The organism is Aquiflexum sp. (assembly GCF_041749095.1).
Classification (GTDB): Bacteria; Bacteroidota; Bacteroidia; order Cytophagales; family Cyclobacteriaceae; genus Aquiflexum.
In genome coordinates, this window is the sequence record NZ_JBGTCA010000200.1 from 1 (window position 1) to 20,317 (window position 20,317).

At 38.8% G+C, this 20,317-nt stretch carries 16 protein-coding genes and 1 pseudogene; 7 read left to right on the forward strand and 10 right to left on the reverse strand.

From position 1 onward, the window contains the following. The 8 genes and pseudogenes from ACEW8O_RS09675 to ACEW8O_RS09710 form a co-directional block, all read right to left on the reverse strand. A pseudogene (locus ACEW8O_RS09675) lies at positions 1-347 on the reverse strand (hypothetical protein); the annotation flags it as partial. Between the two features lie 322 nt (positions 348-669). Then, the gene (locus ACEW8O_RS09680) at positions 670-2,964 is read right to left on the reverse strand and encodes a PAS domain S-box protein (RefSeq protein ID WP_373494425.1); all 2,295 of its coding nucleotides are present in this window, start codon (positions 2,962-2,964) and stop codon (positions 670-672) included. A gap of 253 nt (positions 2,965-3,217) precedes the next feature. Further along, the gene (locus ACEW8O_RS09685) at positions 3,218-3,817 is read right to left on the reverse strand and encodes a GrpB family protein (protein WP_373494426.1); all 600 of its coding nucleotides are present in this window, start codon (positions 3,815-3,817) and stop codon (positions 3,218-3,220) included. Between the two features lie 361 nt (positions 3,818-4,178). Continuing rightward, positions 4,179-4,409, reverse strand: coding sequence for a hypothetical protein (locus tag ACEW8O_RS09690; RefSeq protein ID WP_373494427.1), 231 nt, complete (start codon positions 4,407-4,409; stop codon positions 4,179-4,181). A 43-nt stretch (positions 4,410-4,452) separates the two neighbouring features. Then, the gene (locus tag ACEW8O_RS09695; protein ID WP_373494428.1) at positions 4,453-5,157 is read right to left on the reverse strand and encodes a toll/interleukin-1 receptor domain-containing protein; all 705 of its coding nucleotides are present in this window, start codon (positions 5,155-5,157) and stop codon (positions 4,453-4,455) included. A 364-nt stretch (positions 5,158-5,521) separates the two neighbouring features. Continuing rightward, on the reverse strand, positions 5,522-5,815 hold the full coding sequence (locus tag ACEW8O_RS09700; protein WP_373494429.1) for a chaperone modulator CbpM: 294 nt from the start codon (positions 5,813-5,815) through the stop codon (positions 5,522-5,524). Next, a complete protein-coding gene (locus tag ACEW8O_RS09705) occupies positions 5,802-6,722 on the reverse strand; it encodes a DnaJ C-terminal domain-containing protein (RefSeq protein WP_373494430.1) in 921 nt (306 codons plus the stop codon). The genes ACEW8O_RS09700 and ACEW8O_RS09705 overlap by 14 nt, the downstream gene beginning before the upstream one ends. Positions 6,723-7,212: 490 nt before the next feature. Beyond that, on the reverse strand, positions 7,213-7,437 hold the full coding sequence (locus ACEW8O_RS09710) for a helix-turn-helix transcriptional regulator (RefSeq protein ID WP_373494440.1): 225 nt from the start codon (positions 7,435-7,437) through the stop codon (positions 7,213-7,215). Positions 7,438-7,519: 82 nt separating this feature from the next. On the opposite strand from ACEW8O_RS09710, the gene ACEW8O_RS09715 reads away from it, so the two are divergent. The 3 genes from ACEW8O_RS09715 to ACEW8O_RS09725 all read left to right on the forward strand — a co-directional run bounded on the left by ACEW8O_RS09715 (position 7,520) and on the right by ACEW8O_RS09725 (position 12,000). Beyond that, positions 7,520-8,680 (forward strand): dipeptidase, encoded by a 1,161-nt coding sequence (locus ACEW8O_RS09715; protein WP_373494431.1) that lies wholly within the window; start codon positions 7,520-7,522, stop codon positions 8,678-8,680. Further along, positions 8,680-9,417, forward strand: a complete 738-nt coding sequence (locus tag ACEW8O_RS09720) for a VIT1/CCC1 transporter family protein (RefSeq protein ID WP_373494432.1) — start codon at positions 8,680-8,682, stop codon at positions 9,415-9,417. The genes ACEW8O_RS09715 and ACEW8O_RS09720 overlap by 1 nt, the downstream gene beginning before the upstream one ends. 147 nt (positions 9,418-9,564) lie before the next feature. Continuing rightward, entirely contained in the window at positions 9,565-12,000 is a 2,436-nt protein-coding gene (locus ACEW8O_RS09725; protein WP_373494433.1) for a DUF5686 family protein, read from the forward strand. A 676-nt stretch (positions 12,001-12,676) separates the two neighbouring features. On the opposite strand, the gene ACEW8O_RS09730 is transcribed toward ACEW8O_RS09725, so the two are convergent. After that, positions 12,677-13,705: a DUF4407 domain-containing protein gene (locus ACEW8O_RS09730; protein ID WP_373494434.1), complete on the reverse strand. Its 1,029-nt coding sequence runs from the start codon at positions 13,703-13,705 to the stop codon at positions 12,677-12,679. A 272-nt stretch (positions 13,706-13,977) separates the two neighbouring features. On the opposite strand from ACEW8O_RS09730, the gene ACEW8O_RS09735 reads away from it, so the two are divergent. The 4 genes from ACEW8O_RS09735 to ACEW8O_RS09750 all read left to right on the forward strand — a co-directional run bounded on the left by ACEW8O_RS09735 (position 13,978) and on the right by ACEW8O_RS09750 (position 19,140). Then, a complete protein-coding gene (locus tag ACEW8O_RS09735) occupies positions 13,978-14,652 on the forward strand; it encodes a GDSL-type esterase/lipase family protein (RefSeq protein WP_373494435.1) in 675 nt (224 codons plus the stop codon). Positions 14,653-14,847: 195 nt separating this feature from the next. Then, positions 14,848-15,156, forward strand: a complete 309-nt coding sequence (locus ACEW8O_RS09740) for an MTH1187 family thiamine-binding protein (protein WP_373494436.1) — start codon at positions 14,848-14,850, stop codon at positions 15,154-15,156. A gap of 318 nt (positions 15,157-15,474) precedes the next feature. Beyond that, complete coding sequence (locus tag ACEW8O_RS09745) at positions 15,475-16,632, forward strand: hypothetical protein (protein WP_373494437.1); 1,158 nt, start codon at positions 15,475-15,477, stop codon at positions 16,630-16,632. A 3-nt stretch (positions 16,633-16,635) separates the two neighbouring features. Beyond that, complete coding sequence (locus ACEW8O_RS09750; RefSeq protein WP_373494438.1) at positions 16,636-19,140, forward strand: OmpA family protein; 2,505 nt, start codon at positions 16,636-16,638, stop codon at positions 19,138-19,140. A 379-nt stretch (positions 19,141-19,519) separates the two neighbouring features. Here ACEW8O_RS09750 and ACEW8O_RS09755 read toward each other — a convergent pair. Next, the coding region (locus ACEW8O_RS09755; RefSeq protein ID WP_373494439.1) for a glutaminase at positions 19,520-20,317 on the reverse strand (798 nt) is incomplete at its 5' end.

A 20,317-nucleotide genomic window follows, 5' to 3' on the forward strand; every position in this document is an offset into this window, starting at 1 on the left:
GTAAAGTTATTCACAAATATAGGGGTGTTGAGGACAACCCTTTGCTGATTGAACAAACAGGCATATCCTTGCGTGACCACAAGAACCCCATTGACATAAATATCATAGGTGGTTTTCAAAGAATAGGCATTGGTTGAACTGCCGGTAAACCTGATAAAAATCTGCCCTGTTACAGGATCGCCAATTTGGTAGTCATCATTTGGGGAAAAAGGATTTCCATTGGCATCACGCAAGGTAAATCTCTCTACAACAATATTGTTTTGTGTACAGCTTTGCCCAAAAGCCTGATGGTGTGGCAATATGAAATGTAATCCCAAAACTAAGAAGATGAGCAGTTTGGTTTTCATTTTTACAAGATTTGGATTGCCGGAAAAAACGGGTGATTCTTCTTGGCAATGTTTTGGATTAGGGTGATTCTAATATAAATATAATATCAAAATCCTTAAAAAAAAGCGAAGTTATACTGCCTACAACCAAATTAATATATCCTTAGTTTTGATCATGGGGCAAGTGGCATTTTCCTGTTTAAGTAATTCAAAATAAAAGGTTTGAGGGGGTTTTACCGTTTAAATAATTTTTCAAAATTTTTTGAGAGAAAAGCCGAAAGTGTTGAAGATGAACGATCATTCACAATTTAAAATTACAAAGATTTCCTACCCGAAATATGACTTATGATTGGTTTTTGGGTAAAGTAAAGAAAAAGGTGCTGCCGCTGCCGGGTTCACTTTCAACCCATATTTTTCCTCCCATATTTTCAACAATTTTTTTAGTAATGGCCAGCCCCATACCTGTTCCCTCATATTCTTCTTTGGTATGGAGTCTTTTGAAAATCTCAAAGATTTTATCGTGTGAGCCTTCCGGGATACCGATGCCATTATCCTGCACTGCAAACTGCCAATGGGTTTCCATATCCCTGCTGCGGATTTTTATTTTAACAGGGACATCTTTGAGAGAGTATTTGAGCGCATTTCCGATCAGATTTTGAAAAACCTGTCTCATTGGACTTTGGGGTCCCTGTATTTGGGGGATTTCTCCTATTTCCAAAAGTGCATTTTTATCAGCAATCTCTTTCCTAAAAAGAATTTTGATATCCGCCAATAATTCATTGAGGTCAATGGTTTCGGTATTTTTTTCCGTTTTACCAACTTTGGAAAACTCCAAAAGATCCTGGATAATCTGCCTCATCCTATTGGCACCGTCCACTGCAAAGTGGATATATTTTCGGCCTCTATCATCCAAAGAATTTCCATATTTATTATCTAATTGCTGCATAAAGCTGCTGATCATCCTCAGGGGTTCCTGCAAGTCATGGGACGCCACGTAGGCAAACTGTTCCAATTCCTGATTGGAAGCTTCCAATTCTTTGGTCTGATTGGCAAGATTGGTATTCAGTTCATGCAGTTTAGATTCTGCAGATTTTCTTTCTGTGATATCCCGGATAAAAGCACAGAAAAATTCCTCTTGATCCTGTCGGATGGGTAAAATAGTCAATTCCACGGTGAATTCCTCACCGTTTTTCCTAATTGCAGGCAGTTCAATGAGTCTATTTAATACAGGACCTTCACCGGTTTTCTGATAATTTTCCATCCCTTTTTCATGTAGTTTTCGATGGTTGTGGGACATGATGAGTTCAGATAGTTTTTTGCCCTTAGCCTCATCTTCCTTCCAGCCGAATACTTTTTCTGCCTGTGGGTTCCAGAAAGTAACCATCCCTTCCATATTGATGCAGACAATGGCATCCAAGGCTGCGTTCATGATGAGTTTTTGTCTTTCCTCGCTTTTTCCAATGGCCTCTGTACTTTCCTTTCTTTGGGTAATATCGCTCATGGCTCCGATGACACGGATGGCTTTTCCCTGATCGTCCCTGATTATGGCGGCTTTGTTGGACACATAAGCAAATTCACCATTGGCTTTGAGGTACCTGTGTTCGTAACTCCAATTGAGTACTTTGCTTTTGATGGTCTCCTCACAACTCCTGATCAAATCCCCAACTTCTTCAGGATGTAGGCGGGATACGACTTTCTCTAAATCAGTATGTCCAGGTGCAGGGATTTCTCCAAATAACTGTATGTAAGTATCCCCCCAAAAAACTTTATTGTCCCCGAGCTTCCAGTCCCAAATGGCGTCATTAGTGGCCTTCAGTACATATTGATAGCGTTCGTTGATTTCCTTTAACTTTTCTTCAGCAGATTTTACGGCTGTGATGTCCACAATGATGACATCCCACATAGTAGATCCATCCGGAAGTCTTTGAGGGGTAGCATTTCCTTTTTGCCAGCGCAGGCTTCCATCAGGATGATTGAACCGCCATTCCCATGTCCAATCCTCCAACATTTCAGCGGATCTATAAATAGATTGGACCATTTCAGGAACATCCTCAGGATGGATTTTGCTCCAGATGAGGTTGATGTCATCCATGGCATCTTTTGCTTCCACCCCCCAGAGTTTGATGGAATTTTTATTTAAATAAAGCAACCTGTCCTTAAGATCAAGGTCCAGATGGTACCTGAACACCACACCGTTGACATTGTCTGTGATATTGGTCAACTGCAGCTCCATCAGTTTTCGATCCGTCACATCTCTGAAATTGACCAGGATCCCCCCCAAGACAGGGTCTTCGGTTAAATTGGTGATTGTGGCCTCAACCCAAATCCAGTGACCAAGTTTGTGCCTGATTCGGTAGCTGAGGTCTTTGATCACCATTCCCGGATTTTGGAAGCATACCTCCAACTTCTCTTTGATATAGGAAATGTCATCCGGATGAAAAGTCTGGAAACTGTCAAGATTTAAGGCTTCTTCTTCTGTATAACCTACTATATTCTGAGCTCCGGGAGAAATGTATATTGGAGTAATCCGGGTATCTACAATTACAAAGGCGTCCGGGCAATTTTCCACAATTGCACGAAAAAGCTTATCGGTTATTTCCAGCTTTTTATTTGAATCCTTTTTATCTTTTTCCGACATATATAATTAAAAAAGGAAATTTACAGCTCAGGTTGAAATTCAGATTCAGGTAATTGATAAATTACCCAGGGGTGTTCAACAAGTATATGAAATCGTTAAATAAATCCTTGGGATGTATCCAATTGGGGATTGGAAAGCATGAATGATTGAAAGCAATGTAGGATTATTTCTGATCAACGGCAATTTAAAACAAAATTAATACAGTTTGGAAGGGCATATTCCCCTTTCGCACCTTTCCCTTTGACAAACCGGATTATTTCCTGCATGAAAGATACCATTCTACCGCTTTTTTTTCTTCTCTCTTAATAAAGCTGTCTTTCCCTTCGTTGTATTCCATTCCGTGTTTCCATATTTTTTGACTGAGAGCGGCTTTAATTTCGGCATATTCTAGCCGCACTTCCTCATGGGCTATCAGGTATTCCCTGAAAGCAATATGTCTCAGCCATTCAGAACTTTCTTTTTCCACAACATGCACATTGGCAAGCCTATTTTTTTGGATAGCTTCATGTGGGATTTTTTCCTGGTGGAGAAACACCTTTTCAAATTCTGCTGATGATGCTCCATCCTTCAGCCGGACGAATAACCGTCTATTCGGTAGTCCTTTCTCAAATGCCTTATAATAAATATACCTGTCGTTTTGAGCCAATTCATTGGTGACGAAATCAAACTGACTGCTTTTTTCTAATCCCACCAAAATATCAATCACATTTTTGGCAGCCAAACCCGGTACAGAGGTGCTGCCAATATGTTCAATGCCGGGATTGATTTCACCAAGAATGACCGACAGTTCAGCTTTCAATCTTTCGAACTCCCTTGCCCAGTTTTTGTCGTATGGTATGATGTTAATTTTCATCTTATCCCAAACAAGTTACATCTTTTTGCAAAATTTAAGGTTGGTTAGATTTGAAAATTCCAGTTTGGAGCAGAGGGGAGTAAAGTAAAAAAAGAAACTGCATACATTGCCTTTGCTCAACCTTCTCCCAGTTTGGAATCAGCATCTACCTGTAAAGGTACAGCGCATCAGGTTCTAAAATTACTCCACCACAGGCAATTAGGTAAAAAGTCAAATGTCATTCTTGGTCTTTTCCATGGCAATCATTAGTTTAAAGTGTTGGGCCTTCCAGCTTTATCAATAGTATTTTAACCTTTTATGCTAAAGCAACGACCATGAAATGGTCGAACTTTTCAAAAGCCCTAGGTGAAACCTAGGGTGGTTAATTGGTAGAAAAAGCCATCAACCCTGAAAGGGTTGAACAAGACTTACCCTTACTTATCCTCCTCAGAATTATCCTCTTCGGATTTTTTTGAAGCCACTCTTCCCAATTTGGAGGTTCGACAAGCTTGGGGTCGGCACCACCAAGAAATGTATTACAGGAAGCTATTTCGGTCTCCCCATTTTGAAATCGGCTATAGAGGAGTTTGGTTTCATTTAGTTTATGTTCCAAGTTTTTATTCCCCTTTATCAATACTAAGTATGTAATAATACTTCTAAATGTGGCTTACAAATTCATTTACTTTAATCTTAAATTGCCTTTTATGGATTTGATAATTAATAAATAAAAAAGCAGTTATAAAAAAAAAGAGTAAGATTAAATATTCTGGATAATATCCTATATTAAAATCCGTTTCAACTAAAATACTTTCATCTTCTACTATTATTCCATAAACCAAAGAATCTAATTGATTAATTGTTTCGTCATCGAAAGAAATTAAAGAATCTAAATTTGAATATTCTTCAACATTTTCATTGTATATATTTGGACGCAAAATATATGTTGTAGAAACGATTAGAAGAAAGGAGAGGATATAAGTGGAAACTTTATAAAATTTATTCGTTTTTTCTCTATTCCTTAATTCATCATATTCATTTTTTATATATTCAAACCCATTAAATTCAGAAATTTTTTCAGGTAAAGGAGTTTTATCCATAATAATTGGAATAATTACAGGACTTTCCTTTTTGGAAACTAATTCAATTTCATTAAGTACATTTTCAGACTGAAAGGCATTTCTTGACCAAAACAAATAAAACTTTTCAGATTCATTAATTGCCTTCTCTAAAGCAGGAAACCACTTTTCACTAAAATTAATACTTTCTATGTCGATGAAAACCTTTATATTTTGAGTCTTGCAAATATTGACTAATAGAGTGACATATTTTGAGTCCTTTCTACTGTACGAGATAAATATCATAAATCAATTATTTAAAAACCTCAACAATATTTCATTATGAATTTTTGTTATTTAATGGCCAAACTAAATGTACTTAAGATATTGATTAAATTGAACAATCCTTGTTATAATTCAAATCTACAATTTGATGGAAAGGTTCTAAATTCCCGATATCCTCAGGTTCGTGAGCAAGTGGATTATATTTTCCTTTTATAATTTCGATAATATTATCCGAGTCGGCAGCATTGAAAATTTCTTTGCTCGAAGGTTTTTCTGAAATACTCCGTTTTCCAGCACGGATGATGTCCCATTATTTTCCACGCTTCTACCATCAGTACGAAAGCCAAAACTTAATTTGCAAATTAAGATCGCATATCAAAGGCTTTCACCCCTCCCATCTCCTCAACCTCCTCTTTAACTCCTGATTATCCTCCTGTAATCTTTCAACTTTCTCCAAGAGATCGATTACCACTTCTATTCCCTGTGGATTGAGATCAAAGTCTTTATAGATTCTGACCATCCGTTCCAATTGACCAAGGGTTTCTTCTTCAAGATAGGGTTCGGGGTCATCTTCGATTATTTCGATCAGTCCGAGTTCCTGGAAGGAGAAAATCAGACTGCGCTCAATCCCATGGTATTGGCAGAAGGTGGTGATGGTAATAAATTTAGTCGTTTCCATGATTTTTTAATTTTGAAAGTTGGGTGAATAAGTCTATTTCCTTTTCTGAGAGATCTTTTGGAATCTCCACTTGATAAGTGACATAGAAGTCACCAAACTTGCCCTCCTCCTTATACACCGGAAAGCCCTTCCCTTTTAACCTGACTTTTGTGTCGTTTTGTGTTCCCGGTTTGAGTTTAAGCTTTACCTTGCCATCCATGGTAGGCACCGTGATTTCACCTCCCAATACAGCCGTATAAAGATCCAAAATGACCTTTGTATGTAAGTCATTTCCATCCCTCACAAAATCAGTATCATTCTTGATGATAAACGTGATGAAAAGATCTCCTTTTGGGCCTCCATTGATGCCATCGCCTCCATAGCCCTTGATTTTGATGGTCTGTCCATCTTCCACACCTGCCTGAATGGTAAGCCGAATACTTTTGTTGTCTACCGTCAGCGTCTGTTTGTGGGTCCGATATACATCCGAAAGTTTCAGATGCAATTCAGCTTTGTAATCCGCACCTTTGTATTTTACCCCTTCCCTACCCGAACTTTGGAAACCACCTGTGGCACCTCCACCAAACATCGAACTGAAAAAGTCTGAAAAATCTTCTTCGGTGAAGTGACCTGAGTATGCCCTGCTACTCCCCTGCCCTCTTTGTCTTGATTGGCGCTGATTTCCCTTTTCAAATTCCTCGGCGTGCTTCCAATCTTTACCATACTGATCGTATTTCTTTCTTTTTTCCGGATCGCTCAGTACCTCATTGGCTTCGTTGACCTGTTTGAATTTGTTTTCTGCCTCCTTGTCGTTGGGATTCAGGTCAGGGTGGTACTTGCGTGCCAACTTCCTGTAGGCTTTTTTGATATCATCTGCTGAGGCATTTCTATCAATTTCTAAAATCTTATAGTAGTCAATGAATTCCATAAATATGGGTTTATTACTTGATCGAAATTAAAATTAGGAAAATTAATGATTTGTGAGACAAATCAAAAGGTCATCTTTATGACCACCATGTAATAAAAATCTAGCTTTATTGAAAAACCATGTTAAGTTTTAAACATCTTTTCATGATGAAATCGCAATAATTCCACAATTTGGTTTCAATACATCCTTGGATTTGACAAAAAACACAATAATTCAAAATCAGGGTAAAAATTGAACCATATTTTGAAATTTCAATATGATTTTTAAAATAACAGGTTAAAATTTAAACCATAAAAAAAGGAGTCCTTGTAAAAGACTCCTGAATAGGGTTTATTTGTAACTGACTATAGCCATATAAACTTTGGTAATTTTAAAACATTTTGCGTTTTTTCGCTACCAAAATTTTCTAAACTTATCAAAATCTATTGAAACGACCATAAAAACCATAAATAATTTTTTAACAAATTTTTAACATCCGAAGGATATTTGGTTATTTCCTTTTTTTCTGAAAAACCTTTGGCGTAATGCCAAATTCGTTTTTGAAGGCACGAATAAAATGGGTTGCATTATTGAATCCCGACAAGAAGCAGACCTCTTGGATCTGATAGTCTCCCAATTGCAGGTATTGCTTGGCAAGTTTCAAATTTTCATTGAGGATGAAATCAAAGGGAGAAAGTCCAAGCTTATTCCGGTGAAGAAGTATTGGAGGAGGGATAAAACATCAAAAAACAAAACCGTACGCCATTTTTTTGTCAAAGCCCATTTTTACCTATCTTCATTGCCAAACTTCCTTTCCTATGAAGAAACTATTGATTATTTTAATATCACTTTTATTGGTTTATTGGGTAGGCACCATGATTGTTCCTTCTATTATAGAAAAAGGCGATAACCCAGTCAAAAACCTACCTCCTTATGAAGTTTCTGAAGAAGCACTTTCTTTGTTCAATTCACTCGAATTTGTTGCAGACCTGCATTGTGATGCCTTGCTTTGGGGCAGGGACCTGACCAAAAAATCAGATTATGGACATGTGGACTTTCCGCGCATGCAAGAAGGGAATGTTGCCTTGCAGGTCTTCACTATTGTTTCCAAATCTCCCAAAGGCCAAAACATGTATGAGAACAGCGCTGAAGCTCTTGATAACATTACTTTATTGAACATTGCCCAAGGAAGGCCGATTTCCAATTGGTTCAGCCTGATGAACCGAACCATTTACCAATCAGGAAAACTGCATGATTTTGCAAATGATTTTAATGAGCAGTTTATTTTTATTAAATCAAAAGAAGATTTGAGTAAACTGATACAGGTAAGAAAAACAGACAGGAATGTAATAGGCGGACTTTTGGGAATAGAAGGCGCACATGCCTTGGAAGGTAAATTGGAAAATCTGGATAAGGCATATGAAGCAGGTGTCCGGTTGATTGGACCAATGCACTTTTTTGACAATGAATTGGGTGGTTCGGCCCATGGTATGAGTGGGGATGGATTGACTGATTTTGGAAAACAGGTGATCAAGCGGATGAATGATTTGAATATGATCATTGACCTTGCACATGTGTCCCCAAAAATGTACGATGATATTTTGGAATATTCCGAAAAGCCCGTGTTGGTTTCCCATACAGGGATTAGGGCTGTCGTCAATTCTCCCAGAAATCTAAGCGATGAACAGATAAAAAAATTAGCTGCAAAAGGCGGTATCATAGGGATTGCATTTTTTGATATGGTAGTGGGTGATGATGAAATCAAGGGAATAGTTGCCAGTATGAAAAGGGTCAAAAATCTTGTAGGCATAGAACATGTTGCTTTGGGTTCAGATTATGATGGCAGTGTGGCTGTCCCTTTTGACATTACTGGATTCCCCATTATTGTTGAAGCATTACTTCAGGAGGGATTTACGGACGAAGAAATAAGGGCCATTATGGGAGAAAATGTGAAAAGATTTTTAATGGAGATACTCTGATGGGTCATCACGAAGCAAAAATTCATCAGGAAATTAAATTTTTGGGTAACCTCCAAAATTACCTCAGAGAGTTCGTCTATGGAGGCATAGATGGAGCCGTGACTACTTTTGCCGTGGTGGCCGGGGCAGTCGGTGCCAATTTGGATGCTTCCATCATCATCATTCTCGGCTTTGCCAATCTCTTGGCAGATGGTTTTTCAATGTCAGTTGGCGCCTACTTATCCTCAAAATCAGAAAAAGAAAACTACAATAAACACAGAAATATCGAATATTGGGAAGTGGACAATATCCCTGAAAAAGAGCGAAAGGAGATAGTTGAAATCTATACAGCAAAAGGCTTTGAGGGCGAGCTATTGAAAAAAGTGGTGGATGTGATCGTCTCTGACAGGGATCGATGGGTGGACGAAATGATGAAAGACGAACTCAATATGATTGAAGAAACCAAAAGTCCTTTGAAAATTGGGTTGGCTACTTTGATTTCATTTATTCTGATCGGTTTTATTCCCTTGATGGTTTACGTCTATGACTTTTTCAATGAGACAGTTATTGACCTCTTCTTTTGGACTAGCTTGTTTACAGGGATTGCGTTTGTTGTCATTGGTTGGCTCAAAAGCTATGTGAATCAGACCAATGTATTTAAGAGTGTATTAGAAACCCTTGCCTTGGGATTTGTCGCTGCACTGGTGGCTTATTTTGTCGGGGACTTTTTGGAATCGTTGATCATGAGTTCCAAATAACCGGGAAAATATAGACCATCCCTGTTTTTCATCTCTTATATATTAGACACAAACTATTTATTTTAAACTAAGTAAACTTACCAAAAAACCAATCCTTCAACCAATACATTCGGAATCATGTTACCTTGCATGAGAATCTAAGTTTTTATGAACAAAAAAATAATTACCCTTATCTTTTTTCTGGTAATTTGTTCTTTTCCAACAGAACTGATTGCCCAAGCCTTCCGAATACAGGGTCATGTTATTGATAGTAAAACCGGAAATGTCATACCTTTTGCCTCCATCCAAATTTTAGGGGATTCAGACAAAAAAGGGACGGTCACAGACATCAGGGGCTGGTACCGTCTTGAATTTAAATCAGAAAACGACTCCATCAGGGTTTCCCATGTAGGATATGAAAAACTGAACATCAAAACATCCTCACTATGGGAAAATTCTGAGATACTCCTTCAACCCATTACCATAACATTGGGAGAAGTACAGGTCAAGGCCGGTGAAAATCCTGTCATCCCTATTTTGAAAAAGGCCATTTCAAATAAAAATCTGAACGATCCTGATAAACTGAATACCTATAGTTTCAAAAGCTACAACAAGATGGTCATGACATTGGAGGGATTGAAAGAAAGTCCTGAGTATGATGACAGTACAGCCCATTTCTTACAGGGAGGACATATTTTTATGGCTGAGAGCTATTCGGAAGTCAACTTCATGAAACCGGGAAAAAAAAATGAAACAGTCCTTGCTTCCAAAATGTCAGGTATCGATAATCCTCTGGTGGCCATGGCCTCCAATAGCTTCCAACCCTTTTCATTTTATACAGACCATATTAAAATACTTGAGGTACCCTATCTCAACCCTATTTCAAATGATGGACTGAGAAAGTATGAGTATTTCTTGGAAGATAGTATCATAAATGAGCTGGGCACTACCTATATAGTGGCTTACCAACCGAAGGAAGGTAAAGTATATCAGCTTGGTAAAGGGCTTCTGTACATTTCAGACATGCAATTTGCCATTGAAAACATGACCATTTCCCCTTCCGACCCGGATGCGAATCTGATATTTGAAATACAGCAAAAAAACCAATGGGACGGAGAATATTGGTTTCCCCAACAGTTCAACAGTATGTATTTTGCTCCTGAGATGGAATTTGAAAATAAAGGACTGAAGATCATCAATCAAACTTTTATCTCAGACATCATAATCAATGAACCGGACAATAAGACCAAATTTGGTCCGATTTCCCTTAATTTTGATATACAAAATGACAAGTATGACTGGAAGGAGATAAGAGTTGATTCACTCACCACAAGAGAGTATCTCACCTATGTGAAATTTGATCAAATGGATGCCAAAGAAAAAAGAAGACTTAACCTTCTTTCCAAAGTCCTTACACAAGTTGCTACAGGTAGGATCCCTTTGGGTTTTGTTGACCTTCTTCCCGAGAAGCTGATTCGGGTCAACAGATTTGAAGGTTTTGGACTTGGCCTTGGATTATCCTCCAATCAGACATTATCAGATTTTTTTAGGTTGGAAGGTTACTTCCGATATGGTTTTAGGGACAAAGGCTGGAAATATGGGGGAGGCCTGGAATTGAATCTTGATAAGAAGTTTGATTCAAGGTTGAAATTCAATTACAGTCAGGATTTGGAGGAACCCGGAAGAAGCTTACTTCCACGTAGCAATTCTTTCAGCTCGGGAGGAGAACTATTCAGGCGATTTATAGCCGAACGAATGGATAGGGTGGAGAATTACAGCGTGGAATTTTCTCAGATACCACTTAAAGGAACTAGAATAGGCCTATTCGGAGCAGTTCAAAACCGGAATAATATCCTCAATTTCACCGATCTCAATCCAACTGATGGATTCCCCCAATTCTTCAGGGCTTCAGAAGCAGGATTGAATTTCAGGTGGACCGGTAATGAAAGCCTTTCACGGGTGGGAAACAACCTCATTTCATGGTCGGTCTCATATCCTGTTTTCAGTGTAAGGGTATCCAAAGCCATTCCGGAATTGTTCGGCGGAAATGTGGACTTTGTCAACACAGAATTCAGATTCCAACATCAGTGGAATTCCGGCAATTCCCTCAATCAGTTTAACCTTTCTGCCCATGGCATTTGGGGAGACAACCTTCCGCTATCCTATTTGAATACAGGCTACGGCATCAACATAGATCGAAGAAATAATTTGGATTTTGCCCTTTCTTTTCCAGGATTTCTCCAAACCATGTTTATCTATGAATTCCTTTCTGACAGAAGCCTGATGGCAAGCTATGCCCATCAGACAGGTCCCTTGTTCTATAAGAAATCAAGGAGGATTATTTTTGCCCCACAGTTGAAATTTTTTCAAAGCTTTGCAATCGGTACCCTGACCAATCCCGGATTCTATGACTTTATGGAATTCAAGACCATGGAAAAAGGCTATTGGGAATCAGGTATCGAACTCAACAATATCATCAAGCAAAAGGCCGGACTGCAATACAGGGGATGGGGAGTGGGGGCATTTTACAGGTATGGTCCTTATGCCAATCACACCTTCAACGATAACCTTACCATCACTCTTTCGATGACTCTCTCATTTTAGGCTTTTAACTATAAATAGCCTTAAATCCTTGTGTAGACTTTTCCTTGTCATATCGAACGTAGAGAGATATCTATTCCGCCTTGAAGGTCATAGAATTATCTCCTCGCTGTAAGCACAAGATAACGGCTGCTCCGATTACGTCCTTGGTAGTACTTAACATTTTGTAAACATTCAGAAAAGGAATGACATCAAGTTGCACACCAGGCAGCCGTCATCCTGAGGCACGAAGGATCTCCAGAGGTCCTATTTATGTTTATTTTAATCATTTGCGGATCCTCGTGAGATGCTCCGATCACGTCATCGGTACCCTAATTGACTGGCTTTACTGTATTAGCAAAAAAATGATGGAACCACAAAAGTGTCAAAAGAAAACAAAAGTTACTGCATATCAACTTTTGGTATTTAGTCTTTTGTTCCCTTTTGTTTCTTTTGTGGTTCAAATAAAATTGGTATTTACAGAACATCAAATGACATCAGGCCATAGACCTCTCTCCCGTACTGCTGTCGGGATCGAGGTGACAAGGCAAAGTTCTATTTTACTCTTGAATGCTATTCTTAGTCAATTACTACAATTATAGAGAAATATTTGTTCAGCCTTGAAGGTCAAAGACTTCTCTTCTTGCTAGAAAACCAGGGTAAAGGACTTTCCAGTTAAGTCATTAAGTGATATACCATATTACCCAATTTCATTAGCCGCCCGAAAAACCTGAAGATTATGTTCACTTTTTTCTATGGCTTTGGTGGATTGTTCTTTGGAATACACCACTACTCTTAATTCGGACAAATCAACCAATTCATCATAAGGCCCTCTTGGAGATATCAACTTGACGAAGATGGGGGCTGTTTCTACTGCCACAAAAAGCAACATGATCATGATATTGGCCCATTTCATGGCCTCACTTTCTTTGGTCAAGATGTGAAGCGCATCCAACCTCGCAGCCAAACCATCAAACCCATCAATTCCGGGCTGAAGCTTTTCAAATTCTGCTTCCCTGGCCAAAGTCAGTTTTATGATCTGCGCATCTATTGTATCGATCCTGACCTGATGTCCTGCCCGGATAGTTGCAAGATCCTGTTGGGCAGCATCCAACTGTTGTTCTTTCTTTTTGGCATTGGTACCCAATCCGACTATCCCACTTGTCCCGTCTGTTTTGGTTCCAAACCTTTCATAATCATATTCCTGCTGTAATTTATCCCTATAGGCAAAAGCTTGGGACAATTCACTCTTCAGACTGTCTTTTTTAGCTTCAAGATCGTAGATTTCGGTGAAACCTGCTTTCAAAGCCTCTTTGCTTTGGGCTATCATTTCGGTTTTTCTCTCATCGAGTTTTCTGTTGATCTCTCTTTCAAAAATCTTCAGTTCCAAAGGTCTGGAAATGACGATGGCCAACAATACCGCAAACACGAGTCTGGGAATCGCCATTTTCCATTCTGCCCAGGCGTTGTTGCGTTTCCGCATACTGGAAACTATAAACCTGTCCAAATTGAAAATCATCAAACCCCAAACCAATCCAAATCCCAAAGCATACCAAATAGACTGAAACACAGTATAAAGTGCATAAGAAGCCGAAATTGCCGCTAACAAGCCTGTGAAGAACACCGTTCCCCCTATTCCTACATATTTATGGGTTTCAGTTGGAGTCTTGGTCAATAATGGTGCGTAGGCACCTGAACAAAACCAAAAGAAGCGGGTAATTTTATTCATAGATTCAAAACAAGATGAAGGATATGTCTCTCAAAAAACGAGCAACAAAGGGGCGAAATTATATGAGGCTATTCAATTTGTAAACGGTATGGGATGGAATGAGGCCTTGTGTCTTTCAAATGGCTATTTTTAGGGTCGAACAAAAAATAAAATAACCAAATCACCCCCCATTGATTCCTGTTCACAAACGCTCATTTTCTATAAATGCCCAATTTATGTACGATTTTGATCTATCCAATCAGGTAGAAAAATTAACTTGCAAATAAAAAGCCATGGGAACAAAATATCCAATAATCTTACTTTTCATTTTATTCATTTCTTTTACTACAGCATTTTTTACTGAAAGCTATGTACAGGACTCTGATCGGTTTAAAGACGAAGTGGAAGCACTTTCCGAAAAATACCAACAGGTAGATTGGAAAAAAGGAGGGGTGGTATTTACAGGAAGTTCAAGTATCCGAATGTGGAAAACACTGGAAAAAGACTTTCCAAAATCAAATATCATCAATACCGGATTTGGTGGTTCGCAGACGCATCACCTGATCAAATACCTGGACCAATTGGTATTGGAATTTGAGCCTAAAAAGATATTTATTTATGAAGGGGATAACGATATCAATGCAGGAAAACCGGTAAGGCAGATATTAGAAGAATTTTTTGAAATCATGGCAAGAGTAACTGCTGTTGTACCCGATGCTCAGTTTTATTTTATCAGTGCCAAACCAAGTCCATCAAGGTGGGCAAAAAAAGGGCAGTATGAGCTCTTCAATGAGCAGTTGAAAAAATTTACCATGAACCATTTTAACGCAAATTTCATTGATATTTGGACGCCCATGTTGGCCAAAGACGGAAAACCAAAACCAGAATTGTTCCTAAAAGACAATCTCCACATGAATAAAAAAGGCTATGCTATTTGGAAAAAAGCAGTGAAACCTTATTTGGAATAAAGTATGGAATTGGAAGGTGAAGATTTTAGATTTTAGATTTAAGTTCCAGTGCTATTGGGGTTAAATTGGAATTTATCTCGGCTATCGCTTCTTGGATCTCCCTCTTGGTTCTTGGCTTCCCGATGCTCGGGGCAGGCTTTGTCTCCCCGATACTCGGGTCAGGCTTTGGTTCTAAAATCTCAAATCTCACATCTCATGTCTAATCCAAAAAATACCATCAACCTCGGTCTTCAAATCGTGCCAAAAAGTAAAACACTTGATACCTATACCCTAGTGGACAAGGCCATAGAAGTGATCCAAAAATCAGGGGTCAAATATGAAGTTACTCCTTTTGAAACTGTCATGGAAGGTCCACAGGATGAATTGATGGCTATTGCCCAAAAAGCACAAAAAGCGGTTTTGGATGCAGGTGCTGATGAGGTTTTGGTTTATTATCGATTACATATCCGTAATGAGGCTGATGTAACCATGTTGGAAAAAACAGGGAAGTTTAAATCAAGGTAATTTTTTTAAATTTTTCAAATCCATCCATTATTTCTCTTTATTTTAAGTAAATTAACACTAATTGAAATAAAGCCTTGGATACGAAAAACTGTTTGTTTAAATACAATAAAATCCGAGAATTCTATAAATTAAACTACAGAAATCTAACGATTTTTACGTATTCATCACGCTTAACATATCAATGCTAGAACAATTTGTGAATTTAATAATTGAAATTAATTGACAACAATCACTTATTCCTTTTGTTAAACTATGGGGGGAGGGGAAATTGAAGAGGTAGAATTGTTGTAAATAAGATTTTAAGCAAACCCAATATTTATGAAAAGGATTATTGTATTAATGATTTTAGTTTTTTTTAGTGTAGAGACATTGAAGGCCCAGATAAAAACTGTCAGCTATAATGTGGTCAATAATGAAATCAACAGCAACAATCCATTGCCTTCTGAAGAACCATTTTTTATTAGTGGAATTCTTCCAAAAGATGTGGAAATGGTGGCGGTCGTTTTAAACCGTAGTGGAAAAAATCCTAACAGGTCGGACGAGTATTCCTGGAAAAGGGCATTTGACTTTGAGGTTTCACAATATGAGATTTTTGTATCTAACCCATTGCGAAGTAATGAACAATACGATTTAGAACTGTTTTTTTACAAAAGGGCTGAAGAGGAGCAGATGGAGTCCATCAAATCTTCCATCAACAAAAATCTGGAATCCTACATCAGGGCCAATCTCGAGGTTACCGGAGGAGGAATTAAAACAAATAATTCCAATCAGGTTGTAATCACCCAAATGAACCAAATTGTGGAAGATGCCTTGGAAGATTACAGACATTTTTTGGGAAGGGATTTCAAAGGATTTAGTGAAATTGTCAGACAAAAACTCGAGCAAAAAGACAGGCTTAAACTCAATAAAGCAAGGTTTAACCTTATCGGAAAAAACAAGGAGGATAACGACAAGGCAGCCTATGCTGCACAATACATCAGTGAATTGATTGAAGTTGTTCAAAATGAATCAGACCAATACTTGGACAACAGCCTTTTGAGTTTGGTAGATATCAGGACAGTTTCTAATTATCCAACCGAAAGAAAGCCGGGAACTTTACCCCTTAACTTTGGCTATGGTACCATTCCTATAAAAAGGAGTTTAGCCTCAACAGAATATCTTCACGGTCCCTACGCAGGACTTTCACTTCCTTTGGGAAATAGAACATTTACAAAGTTTTTAGGTAATGCCTCCTTTTCCACAGGAGTATTTCTTCAAAACTTCGAATCCTCCCAAGGTGATCAAATCGAAGGGCAGATTATCGGTATTCCAATATATGCAGGACTGGGGTATAAGGTTTTCAGAGTTTTCAGATTCAATGTCGGAGCAGTCTCACTCAATATGGATAATGGCATGGGCTCCCAACACTACATACAACCTTTTGCTGGTATCAGTCTGGAGTTCAACATTTGGATGGGACTAAACGACAGGAGGTAAGCCATGAAAAAGCTATACCTTATTTTAAGTTGTTTTATTTTGATACTCACTTTTGATTCCCATGCACAACAAAAGGATTTTGGATGGCGGTTAGGGGTGAGTGGCGGTTACAGCAATTATTACGGAGACCTCTCTCCAAATAGAATCCGTGGTATTTCAAACGGGGAGGCCATTCATCACCTGCTCTATTTCAACGAAAACTATTTTGATAAGCCATCATTCAAGTTTTCTCTTGAAAAACAATTAAGTGCCACTATCGGGCTGATGTTTTCTTATGGAGAGTATCATTTTGCCATGAGTGACCGATACAACCGTAGGGACGGTACTTTAATGCTCGAAAACCCGAACTTTGAAAGAGGGCTAAATTTCAATAACCATACCAGAGATATGGGGGTTTCATTTGTCTTTAAGGCGGACAACGACAAAATGCTGCCCGCTAAGTCATGGATAGCACCCTATTTTACATTAGGTTTTGGACTGATCAATTTTGAAGTTAAAGGCGACCTTTTGGATGCAGATGGGCTTCGTTATGATTACAATTCTACCAATATTATACATAATGGGATTTACGAAACTGACCTTCAAGCTGTCAGGACAGAACTTTCAAACGGTTATGAATCGGGAGCTTTTTACACCAATTTGGGATTGGGATTCAGGATCAGATTAGGAAACAGATTTGAAGTTTTTGCCCAATCCGATTTCCTTTACACATTCACAGATTACCTCGATGATGTCAGTGGCCAATACAGGAATTCTTATGAAAACGACTTTCAGGCCTATGCAGCAAAACCAGGAACCAATACAGTAGATTCACAAAATCCTTTTAGAGGAGACCCCAATGGCGGAAATGACTGGATCATTTATCATGGAGTTGGTATCAAATACAATCTTGGGGTAAGCAAGAAAACTTTCTCTGCACCACGATTGAGTACCTATTATCCGGAGTACGGTAAAAGCAGTAAAGCTGCTCCAGTAGAAATCCCCAAACCAACAACTGACAGCATTTTAATAGAAGCAAAAGGTGATACTTACAATTACACCTATAATATCCAATTGGCAGAAACCGAAAGACTGGATAGTTTGCGGTATATCACCCAAATTCTCGCCTGGGATCAGGAAATTCAAAAAAGGGAAAATAAAATTACCAGTGGTCAGACCAGAAATAAATCATTGTTGGAGGTTAGGAAAAATATTGATGATCAAAATGAAAAGCTTCTTGTAAATGAACTTCTTGATCTAGAAGAAAAAGAAAAACTAATCCAAGCATCGGAAAAAAACAGGTTCAACCTCAGGTACAGTATTGACAGCATTGGCAGGAGAGAAAATGAACTGAAAATGGAAATAGACAGTATTTCCAGACTTAAAAGAGATTACAGGCTGGAGCAGCGATTTTTGATTGTTCCAGGGGTGGATAGCTTAACTTTTGAAAAAGAATCATATGCTCCTGACTCTGCAAAAAGGCAAGCAAGCGTCACTTCCAAGACAGTTGAAAAAGAAAAAAGGGAGGAGATTGAAACTTTAAGGACCAATCAATTCACAGAAAAGTCAGAAAGAGTAGAAGATCAACTTGTCCAACCTCAACAGGCCCAAAGACAGGAGTTCCAACCTACCCCCAAAAGAGAGACAGAAACGATGACCCAAGATCCGGTAGCCATGACAAGGCTTGAAGAAGAAAACCGCTACCTGAGAAGTGAAAGAGACAGGTTGTTGACTGAGAGGACCCAACAGCCACAACAACAGCGTCCGCAAACCAGAAGAAGAACTACTACTACCAATCAGACCACTGTCCGCGAAGAATCCAGAATTGATGAATCGGGAAATAGAATAAGGAAGAAAAGGTGGTGGTGGCCTTTCGCTAATGCAGGTGGCGTTGCGGCTACAACTGCTATTTTATCCGATAATGATAAAAATGACCCAATCTTACCAGATTCCATATTCAGTCCTGATGTAGCAGATGTCGAAACACTTCCTCTTAATCAAAAGCAATTGGAGGACATCTCAATGGCGATAACATCTTCCATTATAGGTTCTGCCGTTACCGCTGAAATAATGAACCAAAAAGATACACCAAACCCTTCACAGCGAGCTCCTTATCCAGTCATTAGAGAAGTAATATTAAGAGACACCGTTTATGTGGACAATGATCCTGTCGTAAATATTCTAAAATCAAAAGAAGCAATCTTCTTCAAAGTAAATCAAAGAGTCCCTGATGATGAAGAAATCAATAAACTCAACGACTTGGCCAGTTTTATCTTAGATAACGAAGCATATGGTCTTGTCCTTACGGGATTTGCAGACAATACGGGAAATGTCACCTACAATCTAAAGCTCGCTGATGAAAGAATGAAAAATGTCGGAAATATCCTGACAGACAAATTCGATATTCCAAAGGAAAAATTGAGATTTGAATCAGGAGGTCAGGTGATAAGGGGAACGAGCCGTGGGTCCAATGACCTAGACAGGAAAGTGGAAGTGAGGGCGGAGATGATTGGGAAGGATGAGGGATAAAGGATGAAGGATGAGAGCAGAGTGACCGATGACGGGTGTCGGATGACCGATGTTGGTTTATCGAAGACCTGAGGATTCTGCGTCATTCTGAATGGAGCTTTTTGAAAGTATGATATTTAGTAGAACTCTTTAGCGAAATGAATAATCTCCTGTGGAAAGGATAAAGGCAAAAGGATAAGGGGTTAAGGCTGTCCGAAAGGTAATCGCAGCAGGGGGGAAGAGTGACAAGGTTGGGTTAAAAAGATTGCGAGCCGATTGGATTAGCTTGATTTTTTTAACAAATAAATGATGGAACCACAAAAGTAACAAAAGAAAACAAAAGTTACTAAATATCAACTTTTGGTGATATAGTCTTTTGTTCCCTTTTGTTTATTCTTCCTTAAAACAATGAAAACTTCAACTTATCCGTCAACAGCTCCAAGGCCAAAATGGCTTTGACAGAGTTTCCTTTTTCATTGAGTTCGGGACTCCAAACTGCTATGCTGAATTTGTGGGGCATAACTGCTGCCACTCCGCCCCCAACGCCACTTTTTCCAGGAAGGCCAACCCTGAATGCAAATTCCCCCGCTTCATCATAAAAGCCACAAGTCAACATCAATGCATTGATCCGTCTGGCATAGCTTTCAGTTACTATTTCTCGCTTGGCATAAATGGAATAACCATCATTTGCCAAAAAAGAAAAGGACCTCGCCAAGTCAACGCAGCACATTTCTATGGCACAGTGGGATACATAAGTATTTATAACTTCCTCAACTTTGTTATCGAAATTTTGGTAGGCTTTCAAAAAGTAGGCAAGCGCGGTATTCCTTTCTGAATGATTCAGTTCCGATTCCAAAACTTCTTGGTTGATTTTGACACATTCTTTTCCTGACAATTCATTGATGAATTTGCTCACTTCAGCAATGGGATCCTCAAACTTAGAGGTCAGGGCATCAGTGATGACCAACGCTCCCGCATTGATAAATGGATTTCTGGGTATCCCATTTTCAAACTCCAATTGGGCAATGGAATTGAAGGGATTACCGCTGGGTTCCACATTGACCCTTGACCACAGTTTACTTTGAAAAATATGTGCCACCATGGTAAGGGTATGCACTTTGGATATACTCTGTATGGAAAAAGGCATTTCATAATCCCCCACACCAAAGACATTTCCTTCCAAGTCAACCAATGCTAT